Source organism: Dehalobacter sp. MCB1 (assembly GCF_003590275.1).
In the GTDB taxonomy this organism is placed as follows: Bacteria; Bacillota; Desulfitobacteriia; order Desulfitobacteriales; family Syntrophobotulaceae; genus Dehalobacter.
The window spans coordinates 207,808-220,696 of record NZ_LXPC01000013.1 but is presented as its reverse complement, the minus strand read 5'-3'; the positions used below and the strand labels follow the sequence as shown (position 1 = coordinate 220,696).

At 38.9% G+C, this 12,889-nt stretch carries 12 protein-coding genes; all 12 read right to left on the bottom strand.

What is annotated here, in order from left to right:
- Nucleotides 1-130: 130 nt before the first annotated feature.
- The 12 genes from A7K50_RS11030 to A7K50_RS10975 all read right to left on the bottom strand — a co-directional run bounded on the left by A7K50_RS11030 (nucleotide 131) and on the right by A7K50_RS10975 (nucleotide 12,842).
- Nucleotides 131-1,111 (bottom strand): uroporphyrinogen decarboxylase family protein, encoded by a 981-nt coding sequence (locus tag A7K50_RS11030; protein ID WP_199698282.1) that lies wholly within the window; start codon nucleotides 1,109-1,111, stop codon nucleotides 131-133.
- Between the two features lie 34 nt (nucleotides 1,112-1,145).
- On the bottom strand, nucleotides 1,146-1,781 hold the full coding sequence (locus tag A7K50_RS11025; RefSeq protein ID WP_119776222.1) for a corrinoid protein: 636 nt from the start codon (nucleotides 1,779-1,781) through the stop codon (nucleotides 1,146-1,148).
- Nucleotides 1,782-1,858: 77 nt separating this feature from the next.
- Nucleotides 1,859-2,665 carry a methyltetrahydrofolate cobalamin methyltransferase gene (locus A7K50_RS11020; RefSeq protein WP_119776221.1) on the bottom strand — a complete coding sequence of 269 codons (807 nt, stop codon included), beginning with the start codon at nucleotides 2,663-2,665 and terminating at the stop codon, nucleotides 1,859-1,861.
- A 162-nt stretch (nucleotides 2,666-2,827) separates the two neighbouring features.
- Nucleotides 2,828-3,160, bottom strand: a complete 333-nt coding sequence (locus tag A7K50_RS13990; protein ID WP_132102089.1) for a hypothetical protein — start codon at nucleotides 3,158-3,160, stop codon at nucleotides 2,828-2,830.
- A 74-nt stretch (nucleotides 3,161-3,234) separates the two neighbouring features.
- Nucleotides 3,235-3,954 carry a Crp/Fnr family transcriptional regulator gene (locus tag A7K50_RS11015; protein ID WP_119776219.1) on the bottom strand — a complete coding sequence of 240 codons (720 nt, stop codon included), beginning with the start codon at nucleotides 3,952-3,954 and terminating at the stop codon, nucleotides 3,235-3,237.
- A gap of 667 nt (nucleotides 3,955-4,621) precedes the next feature.
- On the bottom strand, nucleotides 4,622-5,878 hold the full coding sequence (locus tag A7K50_RS11010; RefSeq protein ID WP_119776218.1) for an FMN-binding protein: 1,257 nt from the start codon (nucleotides 5,876-5,878) through the stop codon (nucleotides 4,622-4,624).
- A gap of 193 nt (nucleotides 5,879-6,071) precedes the next feature.
- Nucleotides 6,072-6,389, bottom strand: coding sequence for a 1,1-dichloroethane dehalogenase (locus A7K50_RS11005; RefSeq protein ID WP_119776216.1), 318 nt, complete (start codon nucleotides 6,387-6,389; stop codon nucleotides 6,072-6,074).
- Between the two features lie 16 nt (nucleotides 6,390-6,405).
- Complete coding sequence (locus tag A7K50_RS11000; RefSeq protein ID WP_119776215.1) at nucleotides 6,406-7,758, bottom strand: reductive dehalogenase; 1,353 nt, start codon at nucleotides 7,756-7,758, stop codon at nucleotides 6,406-6,408.
- A gap of 158 nt (nucleotides 7,759-7,916) precedes the next feature.
- Nucleotides 7,917-8,594, bottom strand: a complete 678-nt coding sequence (locus A7K50_RS10995; protein ID WP_119776213.1) for a Crp/Fnr family transcriptional regulator — start codon at nucleotides 8,592-8,594, stop codon at nucleotides 7,917-7,919.
- Between the two features lie 202 nt (nucleotides 8,595-8,796).
- Nucleotides 8,797-9,795, bottom strand: coding sequence for an endospore germination permease (locus tag A7K50_RS10990; protein WP_243103737.1), 999 nt, complete (start codon nucleotides 9,793-9,795; stop codon nucleotides 8,797-8,799).
- A 309-nt stretch (nucleotides 9,796-10,104) separates the two neighbouring features.
- Nucleotides 10,105-11,265, bottom strand: a complete 1,161-nt coding sequence (locus tag A7K50_RS10980) for a Ger(x)C family spore germination protein (protein ID WP_119776208.1) — start codon at nucleotides 11,263-11,265, stop codon at nucleotides 10,105-10,107.
- The gene (locus tag A7K50_RS10975) at nucleotides 11,262-12,842 is read right to left on the bottom strand and encodes a spore germination protein (RefSeq protein WP_243103728.1); all 1,581 of its coding nucleotides are present in this window, start codon (nucleotides 12,840-12,842) and stop codon (nucleotides 11,262-11,264) included. The genes A7K50_RS10980 and A7K50_RS10975 overlap by 4 nt, the downstream gene beginning before the upstream one ends.
- Nucleotides 12,843-12,889 lie beyond the last annotated feature (47 nt).

Genomic DNA, 12,889 nt, shown 5'->3' with positions numbered 1-12,889 from the left:
CTCCAGTACTTATATAGAGAAATCTGTTTGCCATTCGAATATAAGCAAAATCCCCTTGAATAAAATTATCCAGAGGATTTTGCAATCTTTCACTTAAATAATGGTTTAAATATTTATTCTATTGAGTGTATTATAACTTATTGACTTGATTCCAAGTCATTATTAACGCAGGAATTCTTTCGTCACCGGTCATAAAGGCATGTCCTTTTTCGTTCATGAGCACTGGGAACAGTATAAAATTACCTTTTTTTCCATATTGCTCTGCACATCTTTTTGTTTCTTCAATGATTGCCTCTACGGGAGCACCCATATAACTGGCAGGTCCGGATGTATCCCAACCGCCTTCTACAATTAAACGGCCATGATACTTCGTCAGGATTCCCTCCAAATCATTACAAACCTGAGCAGCATCCCATATTTTAATACCCATTTCAACATAGTCTTCGATAATATCTTCACATTTCCCACATGTATGTTGATTAAAGATAACACCACGGGAAGTCACAGCCTCAACGATTCTTTTGTGGTACGGCTTAATGACTTCGCGATAGGTTTTTGGCGACATAAACATCCCACGAGCAGTTGCCAAGTCATCAAAATAGATGATAACATCCGGCTTATATGCATCAATATATCGGTTTATACAAGCGATTTTGTAATCTGCCATTGCCGCAAAGAATTCATGACAGGAATCCGGATCTTCAATCAAAGCACATAAGGTATTTTCAAACCCCATAAATGCAGCCATCCGTTCAAAGAGACCACATGCATTAAATACTGCAACCGGTTGTTCCTTTCTTTTTTCGTCAGTAAAGTCAGCCAATTCAATTTGTGCCATCTGCTCAATTCCAAGAGAATCAACATCAGGGAATTTTACATATTCTTTCCAATCAGCGATATCATCGAATAATATTTTTCCTGACTCCGGTATGACTCCCTCAGCCGTGGCTACCCAATTTACGCCAAACGGGTCCTTCCCGCCTTGCCATGGTTGGTCTGTATTATTCGTTGCTAACATGCATACTTTATATAGTTCATACAGCAAAGGGGCGAATTCCGGTTTTCCTCCGTTAAGCATGATCTCAAAATTTTCTCTTTGAGTCAGCGTCATATTGATTTACCTCCCTTTAGCAAGATTTTTCATCTTATAAGGATTTTACCAACTCAGAAGCTTTCACTGCAGCACTGCCGGCATCAGGAGCAAAACCATCGGCATTGATTTCATCAGCGAATTGTTGGGTAACAGGAGCACCACCGACGAGAACTTTAAAGCCTGTCAAACCGCTGGCCTTGACCGTCTGGACGGCTTCCTTTAATGATGGCATTGTTGTCGTCAAAAGTCCTGAACAAGCCACTAAAGTAACATTCTGATTTTCTTTGATAGCTTCAACCCATTTTTCATGCGCCACATCCACACCGAGGTCAACCATGGTGAATCCGGCACTTTCGATCATCATAGAAACAAGGTTTTTACCAATATCATGCAGGTCGCCTGCTACAGTTCCGATAATACAGGTACCTAAGGAGTTTGAGGTGTCGCCAGCCATCAGTGGTTTCAGAACATCAACACCTTTGGCCATCGCTTTGGCGGCCATTAACATTTCAGGAACGAAGATTTCGCCTGTGGAGAACTTGTCCCCAACAACGCCCATCGAACCTACCATTGCCTGCAGAATATCTTTTGCTGCGCTTCCTTCATCGAGCGCTTCCTGTACCAATCCAGGAACAAGTTTTGCTTTTCCTGCTTCTACCATTGCTTTGACTTCTTCAATTTTAGCCATTTTTTATAATCCTCCTTAAAATTTTATTCTGATTGAATAACAATTCTCTGATTGAATGCCTGTTTGGTGAGCCAGCTCTACGATTTTTTCTGACCAAAACGTCCTTCCCTGAAGGCGCTAATATATTCCATGCAATATTCATCCTGACCTAAGAGAGCTTCCGTCGCAAAGATCATACCGACCAAATCTTGATTCGTCGGGTCAAGGATCCCGCTGTCCATGCCGGCGTTCATTGCCAGAACGCAGAAGGCCTGATTGACAAGCTTTCTAGCAGGCAAGTTAAACGAAATATTGCTGAATCCGCCGGTAATGTGAATTGCCGGATACTGTCTTTTAATCTCTTTGATTACGTCAACAATCATGTTGATGCCCTTTTCCGAAGTGCAGAGCATTTCGACTAGCGGATCAATGTGCAGACGGGACGGGGCAATATTGAATTCTTTAGCTCTTTTCATGATGTTTGCAAATACTTCAAGACGTTTTTCTGCCGTCTTGGAAATTCCGCTGTCATCACAAAGAAGCGCAACGCATTCCCATTTGGTATCGGCAATGACCGGGAATACGACATCGATCTTGTCACCTTCGCCGGATATAGAATTAATGAGTCCCGGCCGTTTGCAGAATTGAATCGCATCGACGCAGGTCTGCGCATGCGGGCTGTCGATACAAATCGGAGTATCTGTCACTTCCTGTACCAGGTCAATCAGCCATTTTAAGGTTTCGAGTTCAATTTTGACGTCTGTGGATGCACAGACATCAATAAAATCCGCGCCGGCATCGGATTGGATTTTGGCAAGGTTTCGAATGAACCCTGCATCCTTTTCAGCGATTGCTCTCGCTACGGAAGGGATGGCACCGTTAATTTTTTCTCCAATGATGATCATGAATAATCTACCTCCAGTAATACTTTGTTTTCTGGTTTTGAATAATTGTGTTTCTTGTGTTAATTCTTCCAGCTTTCTCATATCAAAAATAACAATCTTGTCTCTCTTCTTATCTAAAATATGAAGCTTATTCAGCGTGCAGAGTACTTTGGAGACCGTTACTTAATGAGCTCCGGTTATTTCAGAAATATTTCTCAAGGGTAAATTAATGTTGACCTCGATATGATTATTAACAGGCTTCCCCTGAGAAACGCATAATTGATAAATCATTTCACAATCCGTATTGTCGGAGTTGTGTTGAAATAAATAGTTGAACATACAATGTTTGCTGCCAAAATAAACCATTCGTTCTCGTCCATCGCTGAACAGAAAGTTTACTTGCAATTTACCGGTAAGCACATAGATAAATTTATGGATTGCTTCACCCGGTAAAACAACTAATTCACCTCCTCTTTTAGCGATTTGGTCAAGCGGATGACTAGGTACATTGTACAAAATAAGATAATTAAATGATTCAATCTAAATTGAAAATAATCATTTTATAAATGATAATATTTTACAAATGCTAATTAGTTAGTGCCATCATGTTTAAATAATTGTGTTTCTTGTGTTAATTCTTCCAGCTTTCTCATATCAAAAATAACGATCCTGTCTCTCTTCTTATCTAAAATATGAAGCTTATTCAGTGTGCAGAATACTTTGGAGACGGTTGCATAATGAGCTCCGGTTATTTCAGAAATATCTCTCAAGGGCAAATTAATGTTGATCTCGATATGATTATTAACAGGCTTCCCCTGAGAAACGCATAATTGATAAATCAATTTCACAATCCGTATTGTCGGATTTAAAAAGTCCATCTCGGCCGCCTGTTTCATAAAGAAATTGCCTTTGGCATTCTCATTTTTCATTATTTCAAAGAGAAGATTTCCGTCCATATGAAAAATCTTTTCAAGCTGTTCCCAAGAAAAAAAACATAGTTGGCTGTCTTCTAAGGCTATAATATAAGCCACCATACGATTGTCGGAGTTGTGTTGAAATAAATAGTTGAACATACAATGTTCGCCGCCAAAATAAACCATTCGTTCTCGCCCATCGCTGAACAGAAAATTTACTTGCAATTTACCGGTAAGCACATAGATAAATTTATGGATTACTTCACCCGGTAAAACAACTAAACTATCTTTTAAGTAAGATTTGACTGTGCCGTATTCAACATACTTCTGCAATTCGCTTATCGGATAAAATGTATCCGGAATACCCACCTTCCATTTTTCGAAATTCTCCTGCATAATTCCCACTCCTTTCTTACAATTGCCTTTTTATCATTTATTTCAAAGCTTTTGTGTCAATAATCATAAATTTAGTATAAGCTTAATTTATGAAAAATTCTTCAATTTATACTTATTTTGCTTTGCGATGCCATACGCACCAATAAACCATGACAACATGCTCCTAAGTGTCCCGGTCCCGGCTATTATAACAAAAGGGTGTATTTGTTATATTGAGGGTGCGGCTAATAAAGACATCCTGGCCGAGCTTGAAAGAAGGCTCGATAAATTTTCAATTGACGGCACATATTAATATACCAACTGAGATAACCATTATACGGCAATGGATCGACTGGACTTTCACTAGTTAAATAATTCGTGCTTAGCTAGGCCGCGACACAAAAACAACTGACAAAATTTTTGTCAGTTGTTTCTGTTAGTAGTCAGAAAAGCTATTCGGCGGTTTTCAGTATGATATAGTGGGCAGGATCAGCTCTAAAAAAGCTCATAGTAATTAAAGCGGCATTGCTGGCTGGATACTTGACTAAGGGATAGTTTGATAAGCCTGCCATTCACTTATCACAATCATGATGGCAACAGCGGATATCAATACAATAAATAGTAAATCCCCCATGCTTAATTTGCTTTTCATTCTTTAACCTCGATGTTATTCAATCATTTACAAATCTTACTTGGATTCCTTCAATTGCCCAATTCTTTTGGTCCCTTTGATTTCCGGAACCGTTTTAAACTTTCCTTTTTCTGGGACCCCTTTTTCTAAAATCCCTATAATATATTTCCTGGGACGCAAAATGATCACATTGAGTATTAACCCCGGACAAAAAAATCGACACCAAAATCTCCTGATTAGAAGTGATGGAAAGAGTACTAGGGGTAGGATAAACCATTCGATGCCAAAACCTTGTAACCCAAATAAAGTTGAATAAGGCTCATAACCGGCAACGCCAGGGGATTGAAGTAAGATGGCAGCCAATAATGCAAAATATACCAGGGCATATTTGATCTTAGAAGCTTTTGTTTCTATTTTTTTGTTACAGCACTTAAAACTGCCTCCGCCGATCTTACCTAAAATTTCCTGCAAAGCACCAAAAGGACAAAGCCAGAAGCAATAGAGGTTCCTGCCGGCCACAAAGGTAATAATTGGGATACCAATCATCAGAATATACCAGACCAGATTTTCCTGGATGGAAGGGAAGTTACCCATTAATAGGGCAGCAACGTTAGCCAGAGAAAAAGGAGTATTAAATTTAAAGCCTATAAAAATTAGGCTGCCAATTAAGGTTACCCATCTTAACTTTTTGCTTTTTAATACAACCCCAATTAACATCAAAATAACCAACAACAATACAGATATTTCTTTTAAACCAAACTTAAAAGCAACTTCCTCATCCGAAACACTCAATTTAAACTGGGTTCTTGCTACAGCGTGACTTCCTTGGGAGATTGCCTTAGCTATTCCGCGGGAGGTATAAGTTGCCCCAGAGACACGATCAATATCTTTTTCAATGTTCAATGGTTCAGTAATGTCCTTGCCAATAAACTGCTTTAGATAGCCATGTTTCAAAACCATCTGAACAAAGGAAGGTGTATCTTTATAGTTTACAATAATTGCTTTTTGAATTTTCCCTTTCAAATCAATTCCTGTAGCCATCTTAATCGGGCCGCCATAACCCACTGCCTGATTAATGACTACATAGCCAACTCTTTGCATCTTTCCATCTCTCCCTTGAACTATTCCCTCATATGTTAGGGGAGAAGACGTGACCTTTTGGAAGGATTGGGCTTGAGGAAGGACTTCTTTGGCAAATGGCAGCAAATCTTTTTCGGGTATCACCCAACTAACAAATAATGAAATTACTAATATTAATATAGCAATGATCTTAATCACATTTTTTGTTTTATTCTCTACTTTTTTGTTAATCATTGTGACTTTACCCCATCTTTTGTACCAAATAAATGTTCGTCTGAAGGTTCCAACCTGCCTATCTGTTGGAATCTATAAATCCATACAAAGGGGAGGCGTTCCCTCCCCTTTGTTGTAATAAAACTTTTAATCTTACCTTAAAACCCTTTATGATAGCTATATTGCCAAGTACTTATTTGCATTACTTAGGGCTTTATGCACTTTGGCTTACTCCATCAGTATGATTTTTTTTAGATGTAGGAATTCCTCTTATAATTATTACCCTAGTTATCGCTCCGATAACAACTGCAATAGCCCCAAACATAAGAATACCTACGCCTGCAGATCGAGTACTACCTTCTAAAAGGCAACTCCATGACCAACTAATCGCAAACAATAAAACCATAAAACTTAAGACAATTCCTGCCCAGCCAAGCCAGGTAATCGAATATTTTGTACTCTTCCGTAAGATGTTGACTCCCCAACCGAAACCGGCAACCAATAATCCCAGGATAAAAGTCATCAGGGCCATTTTTCATTACCTCCTTTTATTCTTTCCACCAATCTGTTGCTGCTTGTTCATTATACAGTTTTCCATATCCAAAAAGATCATCCATATTTTTCATGATTGGCGAAAGACCAGGCGTCCCTGTTATGCTCCTAACTAAGGTATGATGCCAGCCCTCTGGCTTAGTATATGGACAAGCAGCTATACAAGCTCCACAGCATGACCTGACGTTATCATCCCCCCAACAACTCCAGCACTTTTCCGGGTTAATATACCATTTCTTTACTCCCGAAGCTGAACTTATCTTACTAGGTCCTACAGTTGTTTGTGCATCATAGCTAATAGCCTGAGAGGGGCATAGTTCGGCGCATTTTTTGCAGCTATTGCAAAATTCAGTCACTCCGAAGGAAATAGGTTTATCATGATTTAAAGGCATGTCAGTAAATACTTTGCAGATTCTAACACTTGGACCAAGGTCAGGAGTAACAAGCAGCCCCATCCTGCCTAATTCCCCTAGACCCGCCTGAATAGCCTGCGGTATGGATATTGAAGTGTCACTTCCGATTGCAACCGCATGATATCCCAGATCTTTAATAAATATGGATAAACTAAACGCAACTACCCCGCACATGTTATAAGCTCTTCCTACTTCAGCCGATCCTAAAAAGGTCGGAGCACAACTCATTCCTTTATACTCCATGGGAATAGTCATTACGATTGCATGTTTGGGTTCAAAACCAAAATCCGGAGGGGTAAATTTCTGAACTTCACCGTTAAACGTTTCAGTATAAATCCAACGTTCATCATAAGGAGCTATACCGACTGAATGAGCACCAAAATATTTAGCCATCCTTTTTACTGCCATCGTTCCTTCTTCGGGACTTTTTACCCCGGGGGAATGAATATTTCTATCCGGATCACCCCACCTAAACAGAAAATCGATCAGTTTGGGACGCCAGGCATACAACCCCGTATTGGAATTACCGCTACCATTTTCGCCATTAACGTACCAGTCAAGAGCAAAGCTTGCACGAGCAGCCGCACCATCAAGTACAGTATAACCAGGTGATTCAACTCCATCATAACCATTGAATCTGTGTGAGAGAAAATGCTCTGCCATTTTACCTACCTCGGGATCTCCACTTCTTGCCCGGCCAAACATATGATTACGTTGGTTGTAGCGTTTGTGGTCTGCAGGGATTTCATAGGGAATTTCATCGTGTGTCTTGATTACTCCTGCATATGCTTGTTTTGGATCGACAAGTGCCCCCCCTTCCAAGGCAACAGTCGCAGCAGCCATTGCAATACCTGTAGAGGCTCCTAATTTAAGAAATTGTCTGCGATTGACTTTTGTTGCCGGCTCATCAGGAATAGATTTTTCTTCTTTAGCCATAACCAAACCCTCCTTTTTTCTACATTATATAAAAAAGGAACTATCGCGTCTTTTGCATAAAAAACGCAATAATAGTCTTTATAATCTCCATTTTAATGTAGCATTAACAACAAAAAAACGGCACTAATGTGCCGAAGGTAAGTTCCCAAATAAAAACTCTAAAATGTTTCTTCAAAGCTAGGTTGCTCATAAATCTTACGGGAAAACAATATTTTTTTTCCTTGTTTTTTAATAATTCCTCGTTTGTAGTATTCACATAGTAATCTAGAAATTGTAGTACGGTTTACGTTTAGAATTTCGCTCATACACTCATGGGTTAGCTTTATTTTAGGCTCAAGCCATTCGTCCTGGCTGGTAGTATTATAATCACTTACTGATTTTAACAAGAGTGTTAGTCTTTCTTCAACATTTAAGAAACTAATTGAAGCCACTCTTTTAAAAGTATAATAATGCTTTGCACAAGCCTGTCTCATTAACTTAAGCGCAAATTCGGAGTCTGTTAAGAACAATTCAATTGCTTTATCCTTATTGAGATAATAAACTTCACAATCGGTAACACTAATAGAAGAAGATGGGTTTGGCAATTCAGAAAAGAGGCCCATATCCTCATAAACACAGCCCTCCCTAAAAAAAACCATTATTTTTTCGTCGCAATACTCATTACGTATAACAATTTTTATAATTCCCTTATAAATGAAGTAGAGCCGGTTGCTCATATCATCTTGAACTGTATTTACAGTTTCTGGTTTAAGAATTTTTCTATATCCATTCTTACTAAATATTTGAGTGAAATAATCAAAATCATCGTAGAATTTTTCGGTAGGAAAAAAAAGCATTTGCCAATCCCCCTATTTATAATATTTTAAATCAGGACTATAAAGTCTCATATATTATACCCAAATTATACTCTATTAACTTTGATAATAATGTCTCCTTGAAAACAAATAACTAACAGCCTAACCAACAAAAACGATATAGGCTGCAACAAAATTGATAGGTCTTGCGTAATTTAAAAGGGGCCATCCTGCCACTCATTATTTACTTCAATCTTGTTTTTATTTCAGCTCCGGCCAGAATTATCAAAGGCAAAATGACCTGAAAAGGCAAAGCAAAATATTTATAAATATCCAGCCAATCATACATTTCAAGTATATTGGCAAAAAGAATAATCGCCAGCGTCATCATTAACAATCCCACGGGGATTGCCAGCTCTTTATAATTTTTAATATTTACAATCTTTGATATTCCAATTGAAGCCGCAAATATGCATACACATAATTTTACAAAAAGATCAAGTAAAAACGCCAGACCGATTAAAACTTCTATTCTGGTGAAAAACTCCCCCAATGATATTGTGCTGACTGCAGCATAAGAAGCAAAATAAAACGTATCGAGCGATAATCCCAAGACGAGGGTATTTCTAAAACCTGCGGCAAGAAAAATAAGTGTGCTGATAACGACGCCATAAATATAAATTTTGTAGGGGTTGCTGTTTGCTTTTACCGAACCGAATAAAACGGTAAAAAGTACTGTTTCAGCAAAAGGAAAGGAAAATAATGTAAAAGCGCTTTCCATTAAAATATTAAATTCGGTGCCAGCAACAGGCTTAAGGTTGCTAAAATTCATGGATTTGATCGATATAAGAAGAGTCACCGCCACTGCCACGAGGACGACCGGCAAGGCAACTCTGGTCCACCTTCCCAATGTCTCCACACCGCTTTTTATCATCCAGACACTCAGCGCGAAAAGGAAAACCAAAGGGACTATCTTTGGTGTTTCCGACATGGCGACGACGTGAATAAATTCTGAAAAGTTCCTCATGAGTAACGTGCCCAGAGATATCGCGTATAAAACGTATAAAAAAATTATGGCCTTTCCCAAAAATTTTCCGAAGACGTCAATGACAATGGCGTAAAGATTTTTGCCCGGATACAAGCTTACAATTCTTGCATACACCATCATCATTGGAGCAAACAGAACCAGGGCGATAAGAACCGCCAGCCAGGTATCCTGTTTTGCTTTACTGCCGGTATACATAAGCGAGTTGCCTAAGATGAACATAATCAAAATGTAAATTGCCTGTTTTGTTGAAATTAAATTTTTTTGCATCACTTTGTCCCTACTTTATTCCCAAAATCCAGATGACAATGTCTTTAACTGGCTCTGCCGGGCTGGGAATCTTGACACCCAATCCATACAGGATATTTATAACCAATGTAAATAAAAAAACCGGCATGTAAATAAGTAAGGACTTTTTATTATTCCTTTTCCTTTTCATTAAGGGTATTATGTCAAAAATCAGTATAGCAAGGTATAAAAAGCTACAAATTATAATATAACGCAATTTTATCCACCAACTTTAACCTTCGATTTCGACAGCCCGGTGTTTATTATTTCCACTTCTGCTGAAACGTCGATATGGAGTGATTGAAACAAACTGTCCCATTGGGGTTTTATTTTCTTCCAATAATCAGGATTGTTCTTATATATGGCGCTTCCGAAACCGAAGATATCACTGTCATATTCCCGTTGAACTTTTGTAATCAATTGTTTAATATTTGCTTCAATGGTTGCTGATGCTTTTTCTTCTATTTTTTTAATCCCGCTTTCCGTATTCAGGTCGGCTGATGTTTGCATTTCACCCAACGCAACCTGCATTTTGATCTCAATTTTCATTTCAGGCAATTTACCGGTTAAAATCGGTGTGACTTTTGTTTTGCTGTCTATAATCTCAAGGCTTATACCAGGAGAGGCAGATTCCATATTGATTATAAGCAGCCCGCTAGTCACCTGGTTTTTTATAAAAACCAGGTATTTTGATTCATCGCTCCCAAGATAACCCAGCAGCTTGTCTTTTTTAAAAACTGCGGTACCACCAAGTTCGGTGATTTTATCATTTTGATTATTTGCAATATCCAGCGCAGGTAGTATTAATGAGGTTCCTTCGCCACCCAACATATTATTGGCCTGGTATAATTGCACATAGGCTGTTTTCGACAGAAACTTGGGATTGTTCTTATCGATATTACTAAGAGCATAAGAAGTTATAGGATTGTTAAGACTTTTTTGTTCGATCACCTCTTTTGCTGTCTTCTCTTTGGAGATAAAAAGATCAATCGTGATTCTGGGTTCAGAATCTCTGTTAAGCCAGTCCAAGACCGGGGCTATGCCTTCGCGTGCCAGCTCATTGCTGATGATCACTGTTTTACAGTCTCCGTAATACAGTTTTTTATCGGATTTCTTTAGGGCATTTCTGACCGCGTCAAATATTGTATTTCCATCCGATTCAATTAATTGGGATTTTACAGCTGGTCCCTGCGCACCGCCGCCTCCTGATTGACCCAATATCTCGAAAGTCAAATGATATCCGGTACCGTCGCTGCCTTTATCAAAGGCCGTTCCGGTAACAACTGCAAGGGTTTCCAGTTCTCTGTAATTTGCGCATCCGGTCATCAGTATTGTAATAAAGATTGACAAAAAGATTAAAACTTTTCTTTGCCTTTTCATTCCGGATCACCGTCTGAATTGCTTCTGGTTTTATCAACAGCCATAAATTGGGGCCTTTTCATCATATTCCACCATGGTGACCTTATATACATATCTTGTTTACTCTGTAAGCCGTTCATAATAGGGATTCCAAAAGACCGTATGTTGAACAAATATATCATTAGACCCATCATGCCGAAAATATATCCGTATAAGCCGAGTATCGAAGAAAGACACAGCAATATAAAGCGTATGATAATAATTCCGCCCTTAATTCTGGGTATTAATAGACCGGTAATACCGGCCGTTGCCACGATGACAATCACAGGTGCGCTGACCAGCTTGGCATCAACGGCAGCCTGTCCGACAACAAGAGCACCGACAATACTCAGAGATTGACCGATATTGCTGGGCATTCTGTTTCCTGTTTCCCGCAATATTTCAAACATGATAAGCATCAAAAACATTTCAACTACCGTAGGCATAGGAACACTCTGACGGGCCATTATAATACTCATCATCAAGGGTGTTGGCAGCATTTCATGATGAAAGCATGTTATTGCCACATAAACAGCCGGTGCACTTATTGTCAGCAAAAACCCGAAGATTCTTAATAACCTGCCTATCGACGCGAAAAAATAATTGAGATAATAGTCATCACTGCTCTGAAAGTGCTCAATGAAAAGATGGGGTAGCGTTAACACAACCGGAGTGCCGTCCAAAAACAGCGCTATCCTGCCTTCTAAAAGCTTCGCTGCAACAGTATCAGGTCTTTCCGTACTTCCGATTGTCTTGATGGGGGAATAGGGTTCTTCGTCGATAAATTCACTGATATAATTGACATCCAACGTGCCGTCAATTGAAAATCTATCGAGCCTTCTTTCAAGCTCGGCTAGGATGTCTTTATTCGCCACACCCTCAATATAACAAATACACCCTTTTGTTTGCGTTCTGGCTCCGAATACCTTGAATTTCATTTTTAAATCCTGTGTTCTGAGTTTCCTCCGAAGCATCGTTAAATTGGCCATGATGGATTCATTAAAGCCTTCACGGGGACCCCTTAAAACCCTTTCTGCCTCAGGTTCTGCAATGGCTCTGGTTGTCCAGCCTTTTGTATTTAAAATAAGAGCATCGCTGTATCCGTTAACCAGCAGCACTGAATCCCCATACACAATAGCCTGAATAATTTGATAAAAATCAGATGTTTTATCAACGCTGCCGGATAAGGTGACCTGCTTGGCAATAACATTAATAAGGTCGGATGCTTTGGGATCGAACCCGTGTTCCAAAAGCGGCTGTATAATATCTTCATTTAATAATTTGTTATTAACCATGCCGTCAATATAAAAAACGCAGCATTTAATCGTAGTATCCGTTTGATTTTCAATATAACGGGTGATCAGTGTTTGATCATCTTTAAAAATGTTTTTGATGAGATCAATATTTGTATTTAAATCAGTCGTTAGAATTGGGTGGTTGTTATCTTTAATCTTTGAAGCGTAAATTTTCCGAATCCACATCCAAAATACACTTCCATCCGTACTGTGATGCATGGCTTCAATACTGTATTGTACCAATAAGACATATAGTTTATTCATTTTTTTAGCTAACACTTTTTTAGGAGCCTATCAACGCAGCAGGTATC